20 protein-coding genes are annotated in these 24,818 nt (G+C 50.9%); 13 read left to right on the top strand and 7 right to left on the bottom strand.

Annotation, left to right across the window (positions count from 1 at the left end; genetic code table 11):
* Positions 1 to 213, top strand: a 213-nt coding sequence (locus BUA24_RS02890) for a hypothetical protein (RefSeq protein WP_178138680.1), incomplete at its 5' end; no start/stop codon positions are given.
* A gap of 963 nt (positions 214 to 1,176) precedes the next feature.
* Here BUA24_RS02890 and BUA24_RS02905 read toward each other — a convergent pair.
* Positions 1,177 to 1,419 carry a hypothetical protein gene (locus BUA24_RS02905; protein WP_143146359.1) on the bottom strand — a complete coding sequence of 81 codons (243 nt, stop codon included), beginning with the start codon at positions 1,417 to 1,419 and terminating at the stop codon, positions 1,177 to 1,179.
* Positions 1,420 to 2,324: 905 nt separating this feature from the next.
* Between BUA24_RS02905 and BUA24_RS02915 the strand changes: the two genes are divergently transcribed.
* From BUA24_RS02915 to BUA24_RS02925, 3 genes are all read left to right on the top strand, one after another.
* Positions 2,325 to 2,753 (top strand): hypothetical protein, encoded by a 429-nt coding sequence (locus BUA24_RS02915; protein WP_072788581.1) that lies wholly within the window; start codon positions 2,325 to 2,327, stop codon positions 2,751 to 2,753.
* Positions 2,754 to 2,951: 198 nt separating this feature from the next.
* Positions 2,952 to 3,689, top strand: a complete 738-nt coding sequence (locus BUA24_RS02920) for an NUDIX hydrolase (protein ID WP_143146361.1) — start codon at positions 2,952 to 2,954, stop codon at positions 3,687 to 3,689.
* Between the two features lie 51 nt (positions 3,690 to 3,740).
* Positions 3,741 to 4,544 (top strand): DUF294 nucleotidyltransferase-like/CBS domain-containing protein, encoded by an 804-nt coding sequence (locus BUA24_RS02925; RefSeq protein ID WP_072788585.1) that lies wholly within the window; start codon positions 3,741 to 3,743, stop codon positions 4,542 to 4,544.
* Here BUA24_RS02925 and BUA24_RS02930 read toward each other — a convergent pair.
* Positions 4,541 to 5,710: a P-loop NTPase gene (locus BUA24_RS02930; protein ID WP_072788587.1), complete on the bottom strand. Its 1,170-nt coding sequence runs from the start codon at positions 5,708 to 5,710 to the stop codon at positions 4,541 to 4,543. The two genes, BUA24_RS02925 and BUA24_RS02930, sit on opposite strands and share 4 nt — an antisense overlap.
* Before the next feature lie 139 nt (positions 5,711 to 5,849).
* Between BUA24_RS02930 and erpA the strand changes: the two genes are divergently transcribed.
* Positions 5,850 to 6,212, top strand: a complete 363-nt coding sequence (gene erpA / locus BUA24_RS02935; protein WP_245790275.1) for an iron-sulfur cluster insertion protein ErpA — start codon at positions 5,850 to 5,852, stop codon at positions 6,210 to 6,212.
* A gap of 99 nt (positions 6,213 to 6,311) precedes the next feature.
* On the opposite strand, the gene BUA24_RS02940 is transcribed toward erpA, so the two are convergent.
* Entirely contained in the window at positions 6,312 to 7,991 is a 1,680-nt protein-coding gene (locus BUA24_RS02940; protein ID WP_072788589.1) for an FAD-dependent oxidoreductase, read from the bottom strand.
* Positions 7,992 to 8,004: 13 nt separating this feature from the next.
* Positions 8,005 to 9,555, bottom strand: coding sequence for a 4Fe-4S binding protein (locus tag BUA24_RS02945; RefSeq protein WP_072788591.1), 1,551 nt, complete (start codon positions 9,553 to 9,555; stop codon positions 8,005 to 8,007).
* A gap of 162 nt (positions 9,556 to 9,717) precedes the next feature.
* On the opposite strand from BUA24_RS02945, the gene BUA24_RS02950 reads away from it, so the two are divergent.
* Positions 9,718 to 10,236 (top strand): RrF2 family transcriptional regulator, encoded by a 519-nt coding sequence (locus BUA24_RS02950; RefSeq protein ID WP_072788593.1) that lies wholly within the window; start codon positions 9,718 to 9,720, stop codon positions 10,234 to 10,236.
* A 20-nt stretch (positions 10,237 to 10,256) separates the two neighbouring features.
* Here BUA24_RS02950 and BUA24_RS13105 read toward each other — a convergent pair whose 3' ends face one another.
* Together BUA24_RS13105 and BUA24_RS02960 are read right to left on the bottom strand one after the other, a co-directional pair.
* Positions 10,257 to 10,940, bottom strand: coding sequence for a winged helix-turn-helix domain-containing protein (locus tag BUA24_RS13105; RefSeq protein WP_072788595.1), 684 nt, complete (start codon positions 10,938 to 10,940; stop codon positions 10,257 to 10,259).
* Positions 10,941 to 12,278, bottom strand: coding sequence for a glutamine synthetase family protein (locus tag BUA24_RS02960; protein WP_072788597.1), 1,338 nt, complete (start codon positions 12,276 to 12,278; stop codon positions 10,941 to 10,943).
* Between the two features lie 193 nt (positions 12,279 to 12,471).
* Here BUA24_RS02960 and glnA point away from each other — a divergent pair, with 193 nt between their 5' ends.
* The 4 genes from glnA to BUA24_RS02990 all read left to right on the top strand — a co-directional run bounded on the left by glnA (position 12,472) and on the right by BUA24_RS02990 (position 21,841).
* Positions 12,472 to 13,896 carry a type I glutamate--ammonia ligase gene (gene glnA, locus BUA24_RS02965; RefSeq protein WP_072788599.1) on the top strand — a complete coding sequence of 475 codons (1,425 nt, stop codon included), beginning with the start codon at positions 12,472 to 12,474 and terminating at the stop codon, positions 13,894 to 13,896.
* Positions 13,897 to 14,021: 125 nt separating this feature from the next.
* Positions 14,022 to 15,842, top strand: coding sequence for an NAD+ synthase (locus tag BUA24_RS02970; protein WP_072788601.1), 1,821 nt, complete (start codon positions 14,022 to 14,024; stop codon positions 15,840 to 15,842).
* A 220-nt stretch (positions 15,843 to 16,062) separates the two neighbouring features.
* The gene (locus BUA24_RS02975) at positions 16,063 to 17,001 is read left to right on the top strand and encodes a sigma-70 family RNA polymerase sigma factor (protein ID WP_072788602.1); all 939 of its coding nucleotides are present in this window, start codon (positions 16,063 to 16,065) and stop codon (positions 16,999 to 17,001) included.
* 2,413 nt (positions 17,002 to 19,414) lie between these two features.
* Positions 19,415 to 21,841, top strand: coding sequence for a collagen-binding domain-containing protein (locus tag BUA24_RS02990; RefSeq protein WP_072788611.1), 2,427 nt, complete (start codon positions 19,415 to 19,417; stop codon positions 21,839 to 21,841).
* Here BUA24_RS02990 and BUA24_RS02995 read toward each other — a convergent pair.
* Positions 21,838 to 22,152 (bottom strand): hypothetical protein, encoded by a 315-nt coding sequence (locus BUA24_RS02995; protein WP_072788613.1) that lies wholly within the window; start codon positions 22,150 to 22,152, stop codon positions 21,838 to 21,840. The two genes, BUA24_RS02990 and BUA24_RS02995, sit on opposite strands and share 4 nt — an antisense overlap.
* 430 nt (positions 22,153 to 22,582) lie before the next feature.
* Between BUA24_RS02995 and BUA24_RS03000 the strand changes: the two genes are divergently transcribed.
* From BUA24_RS03000 to BUA24_RS03010, 3 genes are all read left to right on the top strand, one after another.
* On the top strand, positions 22,583 to 23,155 hold the full coding sequence (locus BUA24_RS03000) for a hypothetical protein (protein WP_143146362.1): 573 nt from the start codon (positions 22,583 to 22,585) through the stop codon (positions 23,153 to 23,155).
* 134 nt (positions 23,156 to 23,289) lie between these two features.
* Positions 23,290 to 23,892: an RNA polymerase sigma factor gene (locus BUA24_RS03005; protein ID WP_072788617.1), complete on the top strand. Its 603-nt coding sequence runs from the start codon at positions 23,290 to 23,292 to the stop codon at positions 23,890 to 23,892.
* A gap of 5 nt (positions 23,893 to 23,897) precedes the next feature.
* A complete protein-coding gene (locus BUA24_RS03010) occupies positions 23,898 to 24,803 on the top strand; it encodes a hypothetical protein (RefSeq protein WP_143146363.1) in 906 nt (301 codons plus the stop codon).
* The last annotated feature ends 15 nt before the right edge of the window (positions 24,804 to 24,818 follow it).

The raw sequence follows: 24,818 nt of genomic DNA on the forward strand, positions 1-24,818 counted from the left end.
TTTAGCTTTGGTGACGCCAACTTCTACGGATCGATGGGTGGTCAGCACCTAAACGCCCCGGTAGTTGGTATCGCGTCCACCCCAGACGGCATGGGGTATACGTTGGTTGGAGCAGATGGTGGTACCTTCAACTTTGGTGACGCCAACTTCTACGGCTCTCTGGCAGGCGAGCACCTAAACGCCCCTGTAGTTGGGATAAGCCTCACGTACTAAAAACTTCTCTCTTCCTACGCTAGTAGCGGTGGAGGTGCGCAAATTCGCACTTCTACCGCTACTTATTTTTGTCCAAAGGCTGCAGGGTACATCAAAACCCTATGTGCACTATCTGCTCTAGTTAGACCTCACTCTTATCTGCCTAAGCAGTAATGTTTGTTAAGATGTACTTTGTCGGGTATCAGTGTCGTCATCCGTATCGGTTTCCGCCAAAGGAACCGGTGATCCAATGACTTCAAAGACTCTACGTTGTAGAGAGGTTGGCACCGAGAGTTGCTCGATCCTAGCTCCTTGGGTAGAGGTAGTCGTGTTTCTGGTAAGGGTTCCGCAGTAGGCATGTGCAGTATCAAAACTGTGGATCGTTTTGCCACCGGTCCTTCTTTGGTGCTGTCTTTGCCATGGAGGGCAATTGGGTGAGAGTCGGGGGCGACGGGATCGTCACGCTTTGGAATCTGCCCGTCCTCAAAGAGAAGTCGGACAGGTGTCTCTCTCGTATCCAGACGACATAGTGGGAGATCGTGGTAAGAGAGACATTTACTCTCACTTTGTTGTCGCTCTTGATAGGGGGTGTGTAGATCGAGGTCGATGACCTCTAAGGGATGGAAGTTTTGCTCCACAACGCTCAAACCCTTGTATGCCCCAACGGCGTTGGCATCGTCAAAGTCTTCTTTCGCTATTTAGAAAAAAATGACATAGATCCCAACGAGAGTAGCATATGTCTCGATGGAGTCGGTATCTTGGGGAAAAATAAACCCTTTCTTTTGAAAATCCAAGGTGAAGTGCCTGTCCATCTTGTGTCGATCAATAACCTGTCGTATCTCGAGAGCAGCCTTGGTCTTTGCCTGATGCGCACTTCCTTCGGAGACGTTCGAGGTCTCTGGCTCGCTACTTAGAACATCTATTGCTTATGGGCTCGATGTTGTGCAAGATCTGACTCTCTAGATGAGTCGCTCATCTGGATATTCAGGATGGGTGATAAAAGAGAGGTTCGTCTCCAAGCTTTAGAGCTCCCTTGCGCATGAGGGTTTGGATCTGTGGAGCTCTGGCTGGATTGATCGACATTGTGCTTTGGCTTCCTTGCATCGCCTCGATAAAGACACGGGCTATCGTACCATGATCTCCTACCACGGTTATCTCCTTCAGTCCAAAGCGGTTCCTGGTCATGTCGCCGACACTTACGAATGCGCTAGGGTCTCTAATTGACAAGATATCAAATCGCCTTTGATCTGTCGACCTCCGACATCGGTCATTAGACCGCAGTTGATCTGGATCTTTCCCGGTTTGCGGTCTCTTAGGCAACCATAGCTAGCAAGTCGACAGAGGGTCCCCTCCATCTGAGAACAAGATAGGTCATAGATCACCCATACACCATTGTGCAGGTGGCGTCTGGCGAGTTGGGCCTCGATGGTTCCTTTGCGCTCGTAGAGCCAGTCCATTGCTCCGTAGATCCCATCGGTTGAGATATCGACAACTGAGTGGTCGACCCAAGGTGGTGTCACCCAAGCACCGAGAGATTGCAAGCTTTCAGCTTAGGCGAATGACTCTTGAAAAGATGAGGGTTATAGTGATATCACGCTCAGAACAGTAGGGACCAGCAAGGCTAAGAAGCTTTAGCTTGCTCGCCACCTTTGCTATAAAGTTTATGTGGCTATTGGGAAGACTTCGCTTGATTTTGGAAGGCGTCCTCTGCCACTACATGGTGCTTACTAGCCAAGGACTTTCGGATCAGCTCGAGATGGTCTTAGCCGGGAGATAGGAGAGATTGGCGAGGGTCTCGTTCTTTATTATGCCATCCTGGCACTAGCAGCTTCACAGGAGATGGGTCTTTTACACCTCCTTGTTGTGCCGGCGACCTCTAGTGGCAATATGGATGGCACTGCTAGAGCGTTTCAGCTCATCTGGGCGTCACACCAAATCAACACCGTCAAGTAACTCATGTCCACATTTGCAGCCAGTTCTTAGCTATCTGCCCAGTTTGTTACGGGTATTGGGATCAGAAGTCGTCGTAAGTTCAGATAAAAGTTTCGGATGATTTGAACTATGTTCTCTAAGCCGTAAAGGCGTCTTCATAGCATTTACACCAGTCGACCGGGAAGTCTTTTAGGAGGAATATGCTTCAAGTTGTCGCCGTGGTCGAAGGAGCTTTTTCAGGCCAGGTCGTCACTGATCTTCGGTCTTCAGGCAACTTTGAAGATGTCCTGGGGGGTGGAGGTTTCTCGGTTGTCAGCTCTGGTTCGGTCCGAGGAAGAGAGACTGCAAAAGCAATTGCCAAGGCGCTTGGAGGGGTGGACGTCTTTGTCTTTTCTCAACTTGCACTTTTTTCAGTCAACATGTTTAGTGCTACAAACTCCTTATTGTTCAGCCAAGGTTCCCAGACCTTAGCACTGTCTGGGGGCGGGGGTTCTTTCGGTGACTGTGCGTTATCAACTAGAAAGTGCGAAGGTGTGGAAGCAGTCTCTGAGCAAGTACAGGAGCTTTTTACTGTATTTGAAAACCTCGGTTTCAGTCGTGTGGTGCTTGTGCTTCCCGGTTCCACCTAGATGACCTCTTTAGGTATAAGTAAATCCATCGAGTTGCAAGAGTGGTGCCCAATGCTGTCAGTACCTACACTTCGACGGAGCTAGCCTTTACACTAAATTATCGACTACCCAGAGGCAGGAGGACGAGTGGTTACTCCAAAGAGCGCGTCGACCGTGGTGTTGCTAAAGCAAGGGCCTAGAGACTCTCTTTATGTGCTTATGTTAAAAAGAAATGTAGCGTTAGAGTTTGTCGGTGGTGCGTACGTCTTCCCTGGTGGCAAGGTTGATGTAGCTGACTCAAACCCTGATCTTTATGCTCGTTGCAATGGCCTAGACGACAGTAAAGCATCTGAGTTGCTGGGAGTCTGTAAAGATGGGCTCAGCTATTACGTCTGCGCGGTGAGGGAGTCGTTCGAAGAGGCGGGAGTACTTCTTGGCTCAGTCAGAGCCGAAAATTTGGGCGATAGTGACCTTTCGGTTCTAAGGTCCGAGCTAAACAGTGGCAAAGTCACCTTCGCCGACATGGCTCGCAAGCTCGACCTTGTGTTGGACTGTACACAACTCACCTACTTCTCTCACTGGATAACGCCTGAAGGGTCACCGCGCAGGTACGACACGAGGTTTTTCGTCGCCGAGATGCCCTCTGCCCAAGACCCAGGGGCTGACAGCGGAGAGACAACGTCTCACATCTGGGTTACCCCCTCACAGGCGCTAGAGAGCCATCAAGAAGGTAGGTTCGAGATGATACTTCCTACCGTCAAGACACTCGAGCTTTTCTTGGAATTTTCGTCCGTGAAAGATGCATTAGCTTGGGCTCGCTCCCAAAGAGATGTTCCAACGATACTCCCAAAGCTCGTTAGCAGTGGAGACTCCGTGGAAGCGATCTTGCCGGATAATCCAGCGTACGCCTCATCTGAGGAGGTTTATCTACAAAGTGCTAGAGACATACCGTTATAGGCTCGTTGTTTACTGGAGAGAGACCTACATGTCTAAAGTGGTTATTCAGCTATGACCACCCTTCGGCCGTCTCGGATAGTGAAGTCTTTCAAGAACGCCGGATCGGGATACTCGGTGTTGTTCGCCAATGGGGATCTGTACAGATTCAACCAGCAGGGGTTCTGGCGCGTCAAAGGCTTCCGAAGTCGATCGGTTCCAGTATCCATGACTTTACTAAGAGACGATGAGATGGGACACTCCTCTCGCCTTTGCGTATTATTTGCTGATGGTACCGTAGCGTCGCTGACTGGGGATCGATGGGTCGTTGAGGCGGAACTGATGCCGAGGGACGGGAATCCATTCGTTTCCATGACTGGAGTTCGACGAAGCGACTTAGCGGTAGTTTGCAAAGACGGCGTTATCTTAGATCTCGCTGACCGCGTCTTGGCGGAGACCTTAGAACCTCATTCCACACCGGCGGCAGTACTTATGACGCACCCAGACTCATCAGGGTTTTACGTCGTGGGTACCTCCGGATGGGTAGAAGCCATAAACGATGATCTTCCCTACTTTGGTTCCTTAGCCAGGGAACGCCTAAACGCGCCGATCGTAGATGGCGCTGTAACTGCTGGCGGTGATGGTTACTGGTTATTGGGAGCCGACGGCGGTGTCTTTACCTTTGGCGCGGCGAGGTTTCATGGCTCACTTTCTGGTAGGATCTCAGTCCACGACGCCAGATCGATCTTGCCACTCAAGGACGGGTCAGGATACTGGATTTTGGCCAGGAACGGGAAGGTTTATGCGATGGGTAACTGCGCTTATCTTGGCTCGTGCTTGCATCACCCATGCGGAGCCTTGGCCGTTTCTTTGGTCTAGAGGCTATCTTCTAAGTCTTCAAAGAGTCTCAGCATCTTTGAGGTGCAGCTAGCGGTTTCAAGTTCCTTTCTTGCAAACCAATCCAGCAGGTACTCAAAGATATCATCAAGCGCTTTGCGGAAGGACTGGTTGTCACTTGTGCCAACTGAAGTGACCGATGCCTCAGCGGAGCTGGCCAGAAGTGGAACCTTGGCAACTAGATGTGCATCAGCTCTTTCCGCCAAGAAGGCACCACCACCCTCTCCAAATAGTGAATAGGGCGAGCCGTGTTCGCATATGAAGTAAGACATATTCTCGACTACGCCGGCTATCTCGAGTCCCGTCTTTTTGCACATATCGGCCACTCTCGTTGCGACGGTTGCAACCTCAATGGAGGGCGTCGTGACGACGATGACCTTTGACTGTGGCAGTAGCCTGGAGAGACCGAGCTGAATATCTCCTGTGCCAGGCGGCATATCGATGAAAAGATAATCGATGTCACCCCACTCTACATCGTCCACGAAGTGCTGAAGTGCTCTTGAGAGCATGGGACCCCGCCACATTATCGCCTCGTCCTCGGAGTCTGCTAGTAGACCCATCGAGACTAAAGAGATCTCCGTGCCTTCAATGCTTGCCTTGAGAGGCTGTATTTTGAAGTTTGTAGAGTCCCCTTTTGCATCCAGCCGTTTCTTTTTGTCGCCTAGTAGCATCCTCACCGTGGAGTAGCCCCAAATATCAGCGTCCAGGAGTCCGACGCGATATCCTGCACGGGCAAATCTCATAGCCACTTGAACGCTAAGCGTTGACTTCCCAACGCCACCTTTCCCAGATGCCAGCGCAACTACCTTGACCTTGCGTTTGAGCGAAGAAGACCGCATTGCCTTTGCGGCGTTTGCGCGAGCTTGTTTCATAGCAGCTGCTTTTTCTGCCTTATTCATCTCGACGACCCTAAACACAACGGAAGTGATCCCGAATCCACGTGCGACGGTCTCGATGTCGTGCTGAATCTTGGCTCTAAGAGGGCAACGAATGGTTGTCAAGGCTAAATTCACAAGAATCGAGTCAGCTGAGGCTTGCTCGATTCCCTGCACCATGCCGAGCGTCACTATGTCAGTCCCTAGTTCTGGGTCTATGACGTCTCTCAATCTCTCTCTCATTGACTCTGGGTCAAAGGAAACTATGGACACAGGACAATCCTAGGCATCTCCGTCAAAGAGCCGATGATTTAGAGAGGGTGTTTTATTAGCTGATCTTTGCTATAGTGAATCAAAAGTCTTGAATTTATCGTATGTAGTTTCGATGCTTAGGCATGGAAGGGAGAGTCAAGTGGCCATTAGCCAGATCTCAATCGGCAAGAAACCTTCGGTGGTAGCTCTTACTCCTCCAGCTGTAAAGAAGGTAAGTGAGCTTCTGGCTGAGGAAGAAGATGGAGAACAGCTTGTCCTTAGAGTGGCTGTAAAAGCGGGTGGTTGTTCTGGATATAGCTATGACATGTTCTTTGACAGCGAGGTCGAGGAAGACGATATCGTGTCAGAGTTCGACTCCGTGAGAGTTGTTGTCGATCCAGACTCCGCCTCACTACTTAGGGGATCCACTTTGGACTATAAAGATGGTCTTAGCGGTGCAGGGTTTCACATAACCAATCCGAATGCAACAAAGACCTGTGGATGTGGGTCATCTTTCTCCTAAGTAGGAGGCCAAGCGTCTTAGGTTCGATCCACTTGTAAACTCCAAAGAGCTACAGCGCTTACGTGCCGTGATTCTTTGGAGTTTTGAAAGAGTCTAGTTCTACTGGCCTAGCTTCCCCTGGTGGTACTTTACGATCGCCGAGGCGGCCCTCATGCCCTGTGCCATCGCCTCCACCACAGTTGAGGGTCCAACAAGAGCATCTCCTACCACCCAAACGTTCTCCGAGTAGGGAACTTCAGCTTTTTGTAGCCCCACCTCACGTGCTAGTGCCAATTCACCGACTCGTGTTGCAGCAGTTTTAGCTAGGATTCCGCTGGCCATCCAGGTTCGATCGGGAATTCCTTCAAAGTCTTTTCTGATAGGGCGGTAATCTCTATCTCCAAGCAGGTCCCCGACCACCTGAAATCCGAGGGCTGCAACGACGATGTCGAAGTCCTGAACGGTCTCTGAGTGTTTGATGATCTTTGGTAGGCGGTCTTTGTGGGGCTGCGAGGTCTTAGCAATGACCGCTCTAACTCTTCCGACCTGCGTTGACTCCAAAGACAACACAGTGTGTTCGAAGAGAACCCTAACTCCTTCGAGCTCAGCTTCGCTCAGCTCGTCGCTCCTTACCGGTGAGTACTTGCGATTTAGCCATTCAACCACGAAAGGTCGAGCTCCGTTTCTTATAGCCATCCTGCCTACGTCCATGGCGGTATTTCCGCCACCGACTACAAGGACGTCCCTGTCGATCCATCCTGGATGGGCATATCCAGTCTCAAGCGATTCTCCTAGGGTCTCTAGTACCTCCTCGGCGTTTTGAACTGCGACGTCAGCGGATACCTTTGCTGGTGGAGCGATGGCTCGGGAAGCTCCATGTGCGACGATAACTGCATCGTAGGTTGACTTTAGTTCCTCTAGTGCGGCCCGATCGATCTCGGTATTTAGGTAGAGATTGGCGCCATCTCTAACAAGTTCTTCCCAGGGTCTTTTTGCTACCTGATCGGGTAAAGAGAAAGCGGGTATGCTGTATCTAAGGAGACCTCCCGCAATTGGTGCTCTTTCAAAGACATCCACTGAGCCCCCTTTTCGCAAGATCTCGCCTGCTGCTCCGATCGCCGCTGGTCCGGAGCCGACAATTGCTACCTTTGGTCCACCAGGGCTTTTCGCAGTTACAGCTGGGGTTTCTGTCTTTGCATGATCTGCTACGAAACGTTCAAGAGCTCCGATTCCTACTGGTTCATCACCTGCTAGTGCCAAAGAGCAGGCTCCTTCGCACTGTGCGCTCTGATTACACACTCTGGAGCATACGTCTGACAGAAATGAGGTTCGAGAAAGAATGTCCTTTGCCTCATCTATGGCACTTCTACGTATGGCGTCTATGAAGCCTGGTATATCGTTGTGAGCAGGACAACCGCGAACACAGGTTGGATCAGGGCACCCTAGGCATCTTTGTGCTTCTAATTTGGCAGCACTTAGGGATTCATATCCCCGCCTGGTCTCTAAAGTGCTCACAAAGAGAGGTGTAGGTGTTACGTGAGCAGTTGGCAGATGCGGAGGTACCAGTGGAGCGCCGTGGATCTCGATGGCTCCAAATGGGCATAGTCTTTCGCACTGATGGCATCCAACGCAGAGTCCTTCGTCGACGGTTACGACCCAATCAACGTCGTCGATGCTGATAGCTCCTACTGGGCAACGTACCAGGCAGTCCTCACAGCCGGCGCAACGGTCGAAGTAAACCGTAGCGGTGACTTTTGTCTTGGGTTGGTTATTGTCTTTTGTAAAGGTTGAGATTGTCATCTTGAACTCTCCTTTAGGAAGCTGCGTGCATAGGTATGTATAGACCGGCCATGATCACGGTAAGGAGGATCGTTACCGTGATCAGGTAAGCGCTTGCGAGCGTCTTTTTGGTGCTGTCGACCGGTTCAAAGTCTCGATTGGCGATCTTGTAAGCCGAGTAAAGCGAGCCGATTCCCCCAACTATTACAACAGCGATCTGAACCATCACGATCTCAGGGTTAGTGAGGAGATGGAGGTTGTACAGCGAGTTTGCGCGTCCACCAAAGGGATAGATAATGGAAGGTATCAGTCGAGGTGAGTGTTTGAAGAACTTTGGTAGTTGTCTCGCGAAGTAATCGGTTGCGACGACGGGAATCAAGGCATACACTCCTGGTACGAACCAGTTTCTAAACGATGAGGCTTTGGTCAAAAAGGTTCTTTTGCTAAAGGGGGATTGATGAACCTTGAGCGGAACGAGCTTGGAACCCAAGCCAAGGAGACCGGCGATCCCAAGAGCGAAGATGCCGATAAACCCAAAGTAGTCGACTGGATTTGGGTAGTGCGGAAAATATGTGTGAGCGTTTAGCCAGTTGTCGAGCGTGTTATACCAACTTAAGGCGTTGATCTGCTGGTAAAGTACCAATCCCATAAGTATTGCGACAACCCAGGAGATGTCGGCTCGTCTGCGAGAAGGAGCGACGACGCTAGTAAGGGGCTTTTGTGCAAACAGTCCTACATTGTCGCTAGGACATGCCTTGTAACACTCTGAACAGAGTCCGCAGTACAGGTTCGAGTCAGCACTGCCTGGCCAGGTATACCAAGGACAACCGTACCCCGCCTCTCCGCCTCTCATGCAGTCCTTGGTGTTGCAGGATAGGCACTTATCGCGGTCTTTAGTTCGAAAACCGGCTGCCGATCCAACGGCTCCCAAGGTTCCTATCACTGAGCTGAGCGGACAAAGGTAGCGACAGAAGGTGCGACGCTCGAATACTAAGAAGCTAAGGAGAGCCGCAGTTACGATCCCAATTACCATAAATGACGTGTCACGTGGCGTTCCAGGACCGGCTATGTTGAAGAACTCTTCGATGTAGGTGAGGAGCACGAACGTGGCTGCTGAGGATAGAAGTCCGTAGGTGGCTAGCTTTTGTGGATAGTGAAGCTGCAGCCCCATTGAACCCTGAAGCCTTTTCCATAGAGTGCGCCTTTGGATCCACTCTGCGAAACCTCCAAATGGGCACATCGCACACCAAGCTCGACCGATGACTGCGATTAGAACAAAGACTATGCAAAACCATACGTACCAGGTGATCGCAGTTGCGAAGTTCAATCCGGGTACAACCGTGCCAGCGATACCGGAGACTATTACAAGCCAAAATATGATCTGATTTGGCAGGATCAACAAGAACTGATACTTTCTGTCATGCAGTATCTTCGACGCAAGTGCGTTCTTGGAGACCTCCTTCTTTGGATCTGTGGCACTGAAATGCTCCTTGACGCCGCTTTTTTGCGGAGCTCTCAGTCTTATCGCCGCTGATACAGGGTCATCTAAGGTAAAGTTGCTTTGATCGCCTTGGGTGGTTGTCATGACCCCTCCTTTCATCTGTCACTTCGGGTACCTTCGGTACGTTAACCAAACTACTAAAGGTGTAGTATGACGCTTAACGTTTAGAACTTCAACCTATTTAGATGCTGAATTGACTTATAGTGGTAAAAAGGGTCTAAAGTCCTTATCAGGAAGGATTGGTCGGTGAACGTATCTCTATCGAAGCGTGGTGACTACGTACTAAGAGCCGCGATAGCTCTCGCCAAGGCGCACAGTAAAGGTCAAGCGAGAAAACTGCGTGAGATCGTAGATGAGATGGGCGTCCCAGCGACCTTTGCCCCACAGGTGCTATCGGATCTTGTACGTGTCAATCTGGTAACTTCAAAGGCGGGAAAAAACGGAGGTTTTCGCCTTGTACGCTCTCCCGATTCGATTAGCTTGTTACAGGTTATCGAGGCGGGCGAGGGACCCTTGCACTCAGACTACTGTGCATTGGGGGAAGGGCCGTGTCACTGGAGTTCCCTGTGTCCTTTGCACGACTACTGGTCCAAGGCGATTAGCCAGATGAAGCTTGAGCTCAACAAGGTATCTTTGGCTCAGGTCTCTTCATGTGACGTTGCTCTAGAGGAGGGCAGGGTGGTTGTGCCGAAGGACTCTCATCGGCTGCGCAATAAAGGGGATTTTGCTCACGGCATTACGTTAGATGTCGACGGTGGACGGTGATAGTTAGGGTCGGTTTGATGCTACGACTTTAGCCAGCGAGACTGACCAAAACGATAACCGACGGAGCGTACCGTCTCAATCAACTGCTCATGCCTCTCACCCATCTTTGCTCGAAGTCTCCTGACGTGAACATCTACGGTTCGGGCGCCTCCGTAGTACTCATACCCCCAAACCCTAGATAGCAGGGTCTCTCGTGAGAACACCTTGCCAGGATGGCAAGCAAGGAATTTGAGCAACTCGTACTCCATGAACGTCAGGTCCAGAGGGCGACCATCTAGTGCAGCTTGGTAGGTCTCAAGGTTGAGAGCCAGTGGCCCGTACTCGACGATCTTGGGAGAAAGTCCGCGTCCGGTTCTGAATAAAAGTCGTCGAATTCTTGCGTCGAACTCAGCTGTATCTATGGGGGATAGACAGAAATCATCAAAGACGTCCTCCCTGAGATCGAGTTTGGACAGCTCCTTTTGATCAAGAACCAAGAGAACTGGACGCACCGGTATATCCCGTTTTCTAAGAGAGCGAGCAAAGTTAAATGTGTCGTCTACGCCTTGATTCGTGCAAAGAATTGCACCGGCCCAACCGTCATCTGGCTCTAGCTTTAGGGCTGCAGAGGGATTTCCGACCGTCTTGATGCTGTATCCGAGGGAGTCGAGGAGACGTATGACCTCTTCCGGTGGAGACTCTGGGAAGAGAAGTAACGTGTTCATCTAAAGGGCTCTCAGATAGCGATCCAGTTCAAACTTAGAGACGTGGGTCTTGTATCTTCCCCACTCATCTCTTTTATTCCTAATGAACCACTCAAAGACGTGTTCACCTAATACCTGCGCTACTAGTTCAGAGCGTTCCATCTCCTGTATGGCCTCGTCTAGATTCCCTGGGAGTGACCTGATCCCAAGTTTTGCTAGTTCTCTTGGCGTAAGCTCGAACAGATTCTCGTTGGTTTCAGGTGGAAGCGAGTAACCCTCCTCAATTCCTTTCAGTCCGGCCCCGAGTACGACAGCAAAGGCTAGATAGGGGTTACAGGCCGGGTCGGGAGATCTGTACTCAAAGCGAGCGGAGTCCGGGTTGTGCCGTTTTGAGACCGGCACCCTGACGAGTGCGGATCGGTTGTTGCGTGCCCACGATACGTATACTGGGGCCTCGTACCCTACGACGAGCCGCTTGTAGGAGTTTACCCACTGGTTTGTGATTGCGGTTATTTCACATGCGTGGTGCAGTACTCCGGCGATGAATTTAGAAGCTGTATCAGATAGCTCCTCGGGAGCCTCTGGGTTGAAAAAGGCGTTTGTCTCCCCTTTGAAGAGTGAGAAGTGTGTATGCATTCCTGAACCTTGTACCCCTTCGAGAGGCTTTGGCATAAAGCTTGCAAAGACCCTGCGTTGTGCAGCGATCTGCTTGATGATAAGGCGAGCGGTGAGAATATTGTCTGCCATGGTGAGTGCGTCTGTGTAGCGAAGATCTATCTCATGTTGAGAGGGAGAGTCTTCGTGTTGCGCATACTCGACTGGAATTCCCATCTCCTCAAGAGCAAGAACCGTATCCCTGCGTATCGAGGTTGGAAAGTCAGAGAGGGTAAGTTCAAAGTAGGAGCCTTGATCGAGTGGGGTTGGCCTATCCTTTAGATCTTCTTGGGAGAAGTAGAAGTACTCAAGTTCGGGAGCTGCGAAGAAGGAGTAGCCAACGGCTTTTGCACTTTCTAGCGATCTCCGCAGTACGTTCCTAGGACAGCCTTCAAATGCGGTTCCGTCAAGGTTGGAGATGTCACAGAGCATACGTGCGACACCCTCCTCGTTTGGGATGGTGGTGAAGGTTGTAGGGTCGGGTCTTGCAATTACGTCACTCTCTTGAACCCTTGAGAAACCATCTATGGCAGAACCGTCGAAGGTCATGCCGTCGTGAAGAGCGTCTTCTAGCTCAGCGGGTGTGATCTGAAACGACTTTGGGATGCCTAACACATCGGAGAACCAAAGCTGTATGAACTTAACTCCTCGCTCCTCTACGGATCGTAGTACGTAGTCGAATTGGGAGTCACGACTCTCAGTCACCTTGGGTCACACCTCTCATCACTGCGCATCCAATTGCGGTTCTCTAAACACTACCGTCCTGTTTTGTGGTTTTAGTGACAGTTAACGGAGCGTTTACAGAAGCGTGCCCAGCGTCATTACGAGTCTTTGTAGCCTTGATCTTATGTAAATCGGAGTGATCGTGCATTAGGTTGAAATTTTCTAAGGGAGGACCATGAAGCCTAGAACTACAACTGAAGTACTTCGTTTGGCAAAGGACGAAGGTGTTGAGATAGTTGACCTGCGTTTTTGTGATATGCCAGGAATGATGCAGCACTTCTCGGTTCCGGTATCTCAACTTACCGAAAAGTCCTTTAGCGAGGGCTTCGGATTTGATGGCTCTTCGATTAGGGGGTTCAAGGCCATCAATGAGTCCGACATGTTGCTTGTGCCTGACCCTTCTACTGCAGTTATCGACCCATTTCGAAGGCATAAGACCTTGAATCTTAACTGCTTCATATACGACCCTCTGACTCTTGAACCCTATGGAAGGGATCCAAGATACATAGCCAAAAAGGCTGAGGAGTACCTTCGAACTACCGGTGTCGCCGACACCGCCTATTTCGGTCCGGAGGCGGAGTTCTTCATATTCGACGATGTGAAGTACCATCAGGACATGCATTCGGCCAGCTACTTTGTCGACTCCATCGAAGGTATATGGAACTCTAACAAAGCCTCAGAACCCAACTTAGGGTATAAGCCCAGGGTCAAAGAGGGATACTTCCCAGTGCCACCTTCAGATAAGTTCCAGGATCTGAGGTCGGAGATGATCCTTGTTATGCAGTCGTTAGGAATCGAGATAGAGGTTCAGCATCACGAGGTCGCCACGGCGGGTCAGGCCGAGATCGATATGCGTTTTGACACTCTCTTGCGCATGGCAGACAAGGTGATGTTATACAAATACGTTGTCAAGTCCGTTGCTTATGCGGCTGGACACACAGCGACTTTTATGCCCAAACCGCTATTTGAAGATAATGGTTCTGGAATGCATACCCATATGTCACTCTGGAACGGCTCGAATCCGCTGTTTTACGAGAGTGGCAAGTACGCAAACCTCTCGGACGTTGCGCGCTGGTACATAGGCGGTATCTTGAAACACGGTCCGTCTATTTTGGCCTTTGGAGCGCCAACCACAAACTCCTACAAACGACTTGTTCCCGGTTATGAGGCTCCCGTAAACTTAGTCTATTCGCAGAGAAATCGCTCAGCGGCTTGTCGGATACCCACGTACTCCTCTGCGCCTTCTGCGACCAGAGTGGAGTTCAGGTGTCCAGACGCGTCTTCTAATCCGTACTTGGCTTTTTCTGCTATGTTGATGGCTGGCATAGACGGAATCAAGAACCGTATTGAGCCTCCTGACCCCGTTGACGTGGATCTTTTCAGCCTGTCTCCAGCTGAGCTGGCAAAGATTCCTCAGGTCCCATCGTCTTTAGAGGAGGCACTAAACGCTTTGGAGGAGGATACCGACTATCTGCTTGAGGGTCAGGTGTTTACACAGGATCTAATAGAGGAGTGGATTAGCTACAAGCGGGAGCATGAAGTGGATGCTATACGACTTAGGCCACATCCATATGAGTTCCATCTTTACTACGATATCTAGTAAAGACCAGTGAATTAGAAGGTTTTCTTCTTTAGGGAGTGTCTTTGCAATGAAGGCACTCCCTAAATTATTGTTAGGTAGATACTGCTTAGCGTTTCGATTTTGCTCAGGAAGGTTAATTTTCTATGCGCGTGCTCAGGTTAGGTATGGCACAACTCAACTTCGAAGTGGGCGCAATCGATGCCAACCTGTCCAAGATCGAACGCGCTTTGGCTGAGGCGAAGAGGCTCAACTCTGAGCTAGTTATATTTCCAGAGCTTTCTCTTACGGGTTATCCTCCCGAAGACCTGGTGCTAAAGCCCAGATTCGTTCAGGCAAACTTGGACGCACTGGCTGCGGTCACCGCCATGACGAAAGATATTGCAGTAGTAGTTGGGTTTGTAGATCGCTCCGATGACCTCTACAACGCAGCGGCGTTTATCAGTGACGCAAAGATCCAGGGTGTGTTCCACAAACAGATCCTTCCTAACTACGGAGTCTTCGACGAACTTCGATACTTTAGGCCAGGTCGGAAGGAGCCTGAGGTCATTCTCTATGGGGATGTGAGAATCGGTGTAACTATCTGTGAAGATATCTGGTCTCCTTACGGTCCTATGGCTGCATACAGTTCCGGCCAGGTAGATGTTGTCGTAAACATCAACGCATCTCCCTTTGCCCAAGGAAAGCAGTTGCAACGAGAAAAGATGCTATCCACCAGGGCAGCGGACGGATCACTCTCGATAGCCTACGTCAACATGGTAGGAGGACAGGACGAACTTGTCTTTGACGGATCGTCTGTTGTGTACAACCACTTTGGAGAACTCATAGGCTCCTGCGGCAGGTTCTCTGAGGAGGTGACGAGCTTCGACCTTTTTCTTCCGGAAAGATTTAGAAAAAGGCTGGTAGATCCGCGCGGAAACTACCGATTTGAACAGTGCAGACTAAATGAGATCAGAGTGCGTCGAACGGTATCACCGGTCAGCGATCCTCATTTAGATTCATACCATCTGTACGACCAAAAACGACATGTCATTAGACCACTCATATACCATGGACAGGTAAGTCAGGACTCTGAGAGAGGGTACCTTGCGTCGTTGCCATCCAAAGTTGATCTGGGCTATTTTGATGCCTCTGAGTCCTATCCGGCGATAGTGCTTGGGACTCGTGATTATGTAGAGAAAAACGGTTTTGAATCGGTGATGGTAGGTTTATCCGGCGGTGTTGACTCTGCATTGGTGCTAACAGTGGCCGTCGATGCCCTTGGAGCAAGCCGTGTCAAGGCTATCGGTATGCCTACTAGGTACTCCAGTACAGCTTCCGTAAGTGATGCGGTGGAGATATGCAAGAACCTTGGTACGGACTTTGAACTCGTATCGATCGACGATGTTTTTCAGAGCTATCTCGATCTATTGGCAAGCCATCTCGGGGAAAGTCCGGGAGGCATTACCGAAGAGAACCTGCAGTCACGGGTTCGAGGTACCCTGCTTATGGCCCTGTCCAACTATCAAGGAGCGCTGGTGTTGACGACCGGCAACAAGTCTGAACTTGCGACGGGCTACTCCACTTTATACGGGGATACCGCAGGAGGATTCGCTGTAATCAAGGACGTTCCTAAGACGCACGTGTACGAACTTTGCAACTATCGAAATCAGCTGGCCGGGTACGACCTGATTCCTAAATCGATCTTGAATAAGCCCCCTTCTGCAGAACTTAGGCCAAACCAGCGAGACGATGATACGCTGCCGAGTTACGACATTTTGGATCCAATACTATTTAGGCTTATCGATCTCGATATGGCCAGGTCAGAGGTGATTGAGTTGGGGTATGATCCCGAGACAGTTGAGAAGGTGGCTTCTTTGATCGATCGTTCAGAGTACAAACGTCGACAGGCTCCCCCTGGCGTCCGCCTAACAAACAAGGGATTTGGAAAAGACAGACGGTTCCCAATCACGAATGGCTTTCGTTAGCTGTGTTATTTATAAGAGAGTCCTGTGAATTTATAAGCTCCGCTAACGAGGGTAAAGCTGACTATACAAAGATTTTTGATCTCCTTAGCGGTGAAGTATTTTTCTCGAAGGTACTCTGAAGGTATACCCGTAGTAAACATTCATATAACGAACAGTCGGTTAAAGAGGCACTCAATAGAGACTTGGCAACGTTGGTGGTTACTCAAGGAGAGGAAGACCCTTGGCCAAAGAGAGGCTTGATAGGGACGAAGAGGATCTTGTCCGTATCTATCTAAGTAATATAGGTGCGTATCCACTTCTTACAAAAGAGGATGAGGTACATCTAGCGCAAGACATCGAAGAAGGGCGTCGAGCAAAAAGGGAGTTACGCTCAAAGGACAAGTCGCTTGATCCAGCGACTGAGAAAGAGCTAAAGAGGCGTGTAAAGGCGGGTATTCGGGCCGAAGAGGCGTTTGTGCAGTCGAATCTGAGACTTGTGGTATCGATAGCCAAGAAATACCAGGCCTCTGGACTGCCTTTGTTGGATCTTATACAAGAAGGGAACCTAGGCCTGATACATGCGGTCGAGAAGTTTGACTGGCGAAAGGGATTTAAGTTCTCGACCTATGCAACTTGGTGGATTAGACAGGCAATCACACGTGGAATAGCGAATACTGGTCGAACGATCAGGTTGCCTGTGCACGCGGGAGACACCTTGTCTCGTGTGCAAAAGGCGCAAGCGAGGCTCGAGTTCAAACTTGGCAGACCAGCGACGTTGGCTGAGTTAGGTAAAGAGGTTGAACTTCCTTACGACAAACTCATTGAGGCACTCAGGTTTCGGGGTGACCCTCTGTCGTTGTCTGAGCCCCTCAGGGAAGACGGAGACGCAGAACTGGGTGATGTAGTTGAAGATCGTTCAGCGTCGTCCCCCTTTGACCATGCTGCAACGCAGCTTCTGCCAAATGAGATCGCTAAGCTACTAGCGCCGTTGGACGAGCGAGAGCGTGAGATCTTGAAGCTAAGGTTTGGGCTGGATCGTGGAGAGCCAAGAACCCTAGAAGAGGTCGGGGAGTACTTCAACCTTACGAGGGAGCGTATCCGTCAGATTGAAGCTCGTGCCATGTCAAAGCTGAGGCATCCTTCCTCCGACACAGGCGCACGTGACCTTCTTACGGTCTGATGCTTGTTATTTTGGTCCTCAGCATCGGTTCAATAGGTGAGCGGACCGGTTGAGTGGAGATCTCTTTAGGATTCAACCCAAAGATAAGAAATGTCAAATGACCGCTCATCAAAAGACTTTCTAACGTGATTTAGCAAGGAGATTGTGCGCAAAGGGCAAGAGTCTAAGGTAGGAAGCTAGGACATCGGGTATTATAAATCGGTCGCCCAAGTTATGTTACTTAGATAGGCACGAGGACCCAAGCTCTATGTCGGGGTGCTGTAGAGGGGAACCCTTAATGCTCTTGAGAGTGAAGAGGTCTCTCGGGGCTAACGGAGCGGTCCTCGCTCTCTCTCATAGCAAGCTCCCCCCAGAGACACTCTTCAACTGTGATACGAGAGGTACCCGCAAACAGTGGAAGGAAGCTGTTACCGGATCTTCCTAGCTCACCTAAGAGCAAGGAAAGGCCCATCTGTCCCAAGGTCTCAAAGCTTGTGAACCTGGCTCTTGCATTTGAGGTCAGTACACGGTCGAAAGAGCCGTGGCAAGTAGAAGAGATTGCCGATCAACTCCGCGGAGCGTTTCGAGCTAACGAGGTGATGAGGGTGAGTCACGAGACCATCTATAGGGCACTTTAAGTGCAGAGACGTGGTGAACTCAGTCGAGAGCTTACATGTTGTTTGAGGAATAACGAACCAACGGGAAATTGCGGGGGTCGCTAAAGTCAGGTGGACCGATCGCTGACATGGTGATGATCTCTGAGCGTCCACCAGAGGTATAAGACCGAGTTGTGCTGGGACGTCGGGAGGGTGATCTCATAACTGGCAAGGGGGGAAAGAGTGCTGTTGGCACCCTTTGGGCGCATCAGCCAGTTCTTCTTGCTGCTCTATCTTCCAAATGGTCACAGTGCCAGGGGGTTGAGGCTAAAGTGGGACAAGCCACAAGGCCCATGCCCTGAAAGCTCATGAGATCCATCACCTGGGATTAGGGATAAGGCTTTGCCCGCCACAAGCAGTTATCCTTCGCAACAAGGACCCAAGTGTACTTCTGCGACCGACGCTCCCCTTGGCAGTGGAGAATATAAAGGAGAACACCAATGGTCTCCTACACAGGTATCACCCCAAAGGAGCTGACCCGAACCTGTACTGGGCCAACGACTTGAGAGAGGTCCAAAGGAACCTGAACGAGAGGCCGAGAAAGACCCTTGACTATAAGATGTCAAGGGAGAAACCCGCTGAGTTCCTTGCCCTGTCCAGTTGGATCCGCACAGCTGCTCCATAAAGTGGCCGAAACTCTCATTAGCGACCGGTTGTAATGTATGTAACCAAGGACACTGAGGCGTTTGTAGACACATGTTGGGACTTAGTCGTGGTGACTCTCAAGGAGAGATCGGTGGGCTGTGACGTAGTGCTTGCGAGTAATTGTCGTGCGCGATGCTTGAATGCCTATCTTGGTAGAAGTGGAAGTCGATGGAGGTTAGGGAGTTCAAACTCTTCCATGCAGTCCAGGACAACGCTAGTGTGACGCAGGTGCCAGGTTCTGGGGAGATTTCGGTCTTGCTTGCGATTTACCTATGAGCGTCTTTCAAAGTTTGATGGTGACTTGGTCGATCGATCGAAGCGGTAACTATGTCGTAGGCACCTAGGAATAAACCGCCAACAAGTTATATTTGAGATAACAGCTGTGACTAAAGGCGTGGACGAGGCTGGGGCAGACATGGAGCAGCGGTCCCAAAGATTCATGCGCGGTATGTTTGTGGTTCTTTAAATTAGCGTTGGCATCCCTACGCTCTGAGCGCACGTTGTCCGACCCGTTTTCCCTGGAAGGTAGATTGAGCAGCTAAAGCTCAAAGTTGTCTGATCGCTCGATTCGGTTAGAAGGTCTAATTGGTTGTTCTAACCTAAAGACCGGACACCAAGTAATACGATCGATCCGTTTTGCGACAACTATTAGTCTGCTGCCCCAAGCCTGATCTAAGTTCTCTCACAAATGGTTATTACTTTCTGCTCGCTCAGGGTTTACTTGGTAAGGTGACGACGGGATGGGTTCTGGAGATCTATGCGGCTGCGTCAACTTTCTTTTGATCAAAAGCGCTACCGATCTAGGGTGAAAAAGGGAAGATGGGCTTGTAAGGGCCTAGAAGAAGAAGCCTTACAGACGATGTTGGCTCCCTGCGAAGGTCGCCAGCATACCTCTTCTTTGTTTGAGACAGTGAATGACGACTTTAAGAGCTAAATACCACTAAGAGTAAAAAAGCCGCATTATCGGTAGAAAAAAACGTTTTCTTTAGTAATTTCTTGAATTTTCCTTGCACCTAGAGTGAATTAGCCGTATTATTGAGTGGTCGAGTATTTGTGGTTTCTCATTACCAGTGGTTCACGTTCAGCTTTTTAGTTCATGGACCACTGGTTGAGATGGCGAGAGAGGTAAAAAAATGTGGTCAAAGCTGACCAAGTTCGGTCGTGTGAGGGTTGGCGCAGCTGCGTTGACCGCAGCGATCGGCAGCACGTTGCCATTTACGCTCCCAGCTTTCCAGCAAGGGGCTTCGGCACAAAGTAGTCCTAGCTACTCAGGTATGGGCTGCGTATCAAGCAACGCGGACTTTGGAGATGCAACTCCCTTTACAGATTACGTGGCCGGGAGTGCAACCCTTTATACGTCTAGCTCCTCCTATATTCAAGATACTGAAGGTGCGATAGCCGTTGGAGGTGCGGTGAACTTTACCGTGGCTCCCGGAAAGTACTTCTCAGTCGGCATCAGGCTTCCAGGTAGCTACAGCTCCAATCCAGGGCTAGCGGGAGACTCACTTATTGCGCCGAATGGAAGCGGAAGCCCAATTGTCACGGCAGGAAACGTATGGGTGGGATCGGGCGTCGGAAAGGTGCAAAACGGTGGACACCTCGGAAGTGTAAATAGAAGCGCAACTGAGAGCACGCCCTTGAACTTTGCTCAGACGACTCAACTGCTTCAGAACGAGAGCAACGGTATCTACGGTGACTCTCCGAGCCAAGCAAGTTACGGCTTTGATAACGCTAGCGATACGCTAACGATTATGTCAGCGGCCCCGCCAGGGGCTGGCAGTGTCGTGGACATACCAGACTCTGTATTTTCACACAAGAATATGACGGTAGACGTAAAGGCGGCATCTGGGGCATCTGTGATTATAAACGTCACGGGTGGTTCTGACATGAGCGATGTTGCAACCGTCAATGCCAGCCCTCAATATACTCTGTGGAACTTTGGGCAAGCCTCATCTGTCAAACTAGCCCCCACCGTTCAATGGAGGGGTACTATCTTGGCACCATATGCACTCCTTACTGGCGGTGCTCAAATCGAGGGAAGTGTCTATGTCCAGAGTCTAAAAAGTATTGCAGAGACGCACCTTGATCTTTATCAGGGCTGTGTTCCCACCAACCTCTTCATCTCAAAGACCTCGAATCCAAGTTCCATAACTAGTGGCCAGAGTTCTTCATACACCATAAACTCTTCAGCGTCCGGTACAGTCATAGGCGTTACGTTGACCGATCCCCTAATGTATGCGCCCGGGGTTACCTACCAACTTCTGAGTTTCGCAACGACGGCCTCGAACCAGACTGCATGGACTAACTGTAGTTTTGTGCCGCCGACGTCTTCGACCCCTGGAGAGGTTACATGTAAGTACCTTGGAGGAGAGGGTGGAGTAACTAATCCGGAGTTTGCTCCGGTGGTGATCGGCGTTACAACCGCACCCTCAACTCCAACCACGTTGCTCACTAACACTGCAACGTTGTCTAGCCCTATTCAAAGCGTCTCCTCAACGGCAAAGATAACTATTACCCCTCCTCCTCCGTCTCTGTCTATTGGTAAGACCGTTGACGGTGTAACGCAGATCACCCTACCAGCACCGTCTTTAAGCAATAACTACAGGTTGACTGTGCAAGGTTCAGGGGTTTTCCAAGGTCCCATAACCGTGAACGATCAACTCCCAAGCTACGTCGGTCTTAGTTACGGGACCCCGGCAGTCAGTGTTATAAGCGGACTTGCAACATCAGGTTGTTCGATATCTGCTTCAAACCTCCTGGCCTGCTCGTTTTCGCCTAGCCAGTCTTACCTGTACGTACCACCGACTCAGAGCCTGGCGAGTATCACGGTCCCCTTTTCACTTAGTTCGAGTGCGACCTTGGCTGGATCCTTCACGAACGAGGCGAGCGTAGGGTATGGGAACTCGACGATGACCTCGAACGTGGTGAAGGTAAATGTCAACGATCCGTCTTTGTCTATAACCAAGTCGGTGGATGGGTCTCAGTCGGTGACGGTGACATCGCCATCGGCCAATCATACCTTCACCCTTACGCCGTCGGGTTCGGGTACGTTCAATACAGCTCTGGTGGTGTCCGACTTTCTGCCTAACTATCAAGGCCTCAGTTTCGGTACACCTGGTATCAGTGGACTCTACAGCGGATTTACGGAGTCGGCAAACTCCTGCACAACGCCAACACCGGGTCAGGTGATGACCTGTACGTTCCCACTAGCTAGTGGCGTATCGTTCATTCAGGTACCAGCCACGACACCTCTTGTAACCATAACGGTTCCCTTCTCCCTTAGTAGCTCTGCTCCCCCAGGATCTTTTACTAACGGTGGAGCTGGGACGACTGGGACCTCTGTATCAAGCACGGGTTCAACCGCAAGCTCAAACGTCGTAACGGTAAATGTGAACGGTACAACTCCGGTAGCACCGTCTCAGCAGCTAACCGCAACGCTAAGCAAGGTTGCCCAAGTTGCCTCGGTGCAGCCAGGGGGGTCTGACTCTTTCTCGATAACAGGGACTTTTAGCGGAACCGTCTCGTCTCCGGTCACTCTGTCTGACCCACTGCCTAACTAAATGACACTAGATGGTACGCCCTCGGTTACAGGTTCGAGTTTTGCTAGCTCCTCATGCAGCGGTAACAACAACGTAGTGACCTGTATATTTACTCCAAATAGCGGAGGCTCAGCTAATCCCTCGATCGGAACGGTAGTAGTGCCGGTCTTGGTGTCGAGTTCTGCTCCGGCTGGACAGATAACTAACACAGCGACGTTGTCTGATAGTGGGGACGGGCTTACTCCCATATCGGCTTCAGCAACGATAACGGTTACCTCAGCATCGGTAGCGCCTCCGGTGACCGCAGCTTCAAGCAGTGGCTCGTCGACCACGACGCCTCAGGCGACAGCGACCTCATCGCTTACAGTACCAGCGGTTCATACCGGTGAACCCTGGTCGTCGAGGTACTGGTACGTGCTGGTAGTTCTATCTGCAGTACTAGGAGGTTCTCTGTTAGTACCTTGGTCGAGGATTCGTCTGCGCAAACGTTAGTTTGAAGCGATCTGAAAAGGATCTCTGAACCATCATAGAGGTGCTGGTTTGAGCAAGGTGGGAGGTGCTTGGCGCCCCCCACCTTCATTTTTTGTGGTAGTTTTTGCTGCGAAATGTAACAAGTTGATGCGATGTTGCGACTCTATCTATGCACAGGATGTGGTCCTTCGAGGCAGGGAAGGTTATTGAACTGCTCCAGGGCTGTTATAGATATAGGAGGATTTGTAAGTGATACTTAGGTTCTTGTCGACCAAGGCTTTGATTGCTACTGTGACAACGGTTGCTTTTAGCGGAACTGCAGCTGCCGCTGCAACCGGTGCGTTGCCGAGTCCGATACAAAATGCGGTGGCGAGTGCGGCATCGGTGGTTGGGGTTCAGGTTCCAAGTGACACGCAAAGTACGGATGCGCCAACAACGACGGTAGCGCCAACAACGACGGTAGCGCCTACTACGACGGTAGCGCCTACTACGACGGTAGCGCCTACTACGACGGTAGCGCCAGTAGTTACGACTCAAGGTACAAGCTCAGTGCATCAAACGCCCAGCGGGGAACACGGGGACTTCTGTGCGGGTACGCCTCAGAGCTCGACCGGCTCCGGCGTGGCTACTAATCCACTGTGTTCCAGCGTTCCAAATGAAAATGGAGTCTTGAACTCAGATGGTGAGGCGTCTCACGGTTCTGACCACTCATCCGAAGGTGATAATAACTCTTCAACTACGGTCAGCTCGTCGGCAGACAACCAGACGACCTCGACTACGCAGCAAGATCAGCAGTCGTCTGACTCTGAAGATGGGGGTTCTTCTACCTCCACTACGCAGTCTGCCTCAGGTTCAGATAACTAAGGTGAGCTAAGCTGTGTCCATCGGTGCTCTAAATGTACGGGCAATTCCTACTGATCGAACGTAGTTGTTCCGATGTAGAAAAAAGACCTAGTTGTCTGTGTCCTAAGATCGGCACTGAGTCTGCAGAGGAGAATGTGAAAAGCACTACCTGGACAGATCAGGAGTTTGAAGAGCTAGTAGAGGGTCTCCGACAGGGTGACCCTTCTGCTATGTCTTCGATATGGAGAGAGTTCAACCCCTCGCTGATTAGGTTTCTTCGTTCTTTGGGCACTTCGGAGCCTGATGACGTGGCCCAGGAGACTTGGGTTTCTTTTGCTAAAGCTGCGAAAGACTTCAAAGGTAGCCAGAATAACCTAAAGGCTCTCCTTTTCCATATCGCAAGGCGGAGATTAGCGGATCATCTGAGGTCGAGGTACCGTAGGGTGCAGACAGTGGGGATCGATGACAAGGCGCACCTCTTTAGCTCGGAGGATCACGACCGAGTAGATGAGGCTGATGACCTCGAGAAGGCTCTGAGGCTGCTGGCGCTGTTGCCGGAGGCGCAGTCTGAGGTTGTGGCTCTACGTGTCATCGGTGGGTTCGATACCAAGATAGTCGCTGAGCTGGTTGGCCGCAGCGAGGGTTCCGTCAGAGTGTTGACGCACAGAGGTCTATCTAAGTTAGCTGAGGTGCTAGTTGCCAGTAAAAAAAACTCTAGATCCATCGATTCAGCTTCAGTAGTCAAAGAGGGGAGGTGACAAACATGTCGGACGAGGACGATCGTAGTCGTAGTGGGGAAGGTGGAGAGAGTGGTTTCCCAGATATCTGTGACGGTTTAGATGGGGAAGAGATTCTGTCTCTAACCGCTGACACGTCGGGAGAGTTGCCGAAGGAGCTAGGGGAGACATCGAGTCAACTCGTGTCCTTGCTGAAATCCCTGAGAGAGACCCCTCCAACCGAGGCGGAGTTAGGACGGGAACTCGTTGTGATCGGTGCTATGAAAGAGGCGGTCGCTGCTGCTGGTGGTGTATCTAGCGTCACCCCCACGCCAGGAGTTCACTCCAATAGCTCTATTCTTGTTCATCTAAAGAAGGTTTCATCTCGTTCATTGGCCGCTGCGGTAGCGACGGTCTTTCTGATGGGAGGTGCGGCTGCTGCTGCCACGGGATCGCTTCCGAGGGGAGTTCAAAATGTAGTTGCTAAAGCAGTGAAGGCGGTCTCGGGGGTCCAGATACCAGACCCAGTGATTAACCCTGTGAAAGATAAAAAGGAACACACTCCTGCCGAGGCCTCTAACTCCATGGGAGTTCCTGCTATCCCCTCGACGGCCACAACTTATCAAACGACGACGACTAGCACAACGCTAGCAAGCACTACTAGACCCACTGTTGCTCACCCGGCAGGAACAACGAGTGAGACTGAGGTAAATAGGGGCGACTCCGGTTCTAGTGACAACGGTTCTCCGGTACCGGCTCTTCCGGAAAGTCCGGCATCGAGTGATGGTCAGGACAACTCGACTTCTCCTTCTGCTCCAACTACGGTATCGACCCAGGATTCGACTTCGACCACAGCACCTGGAGAAGGTTCAGGTGATGGAGGCTCCTCTGCGACCACGTCAACCGTTACAATTAGCGGTGACTCAGGGGGGAGCGGAAGCTCTGATCACTAGTTAGTTGATATGGTG

This window comes from Ferrithrix thermotolerans DSM 19514, assembly GCF_900128965.1.
In the GTDB taxonomy this organism is placed as follows: domain Bacteria; phylum Actinomycetota; class Acidimicrobiia; order Acidimicrobiales; family Acidimicrobiaceae; genus Ferrithrix; species Ferrithrix thermotolerans.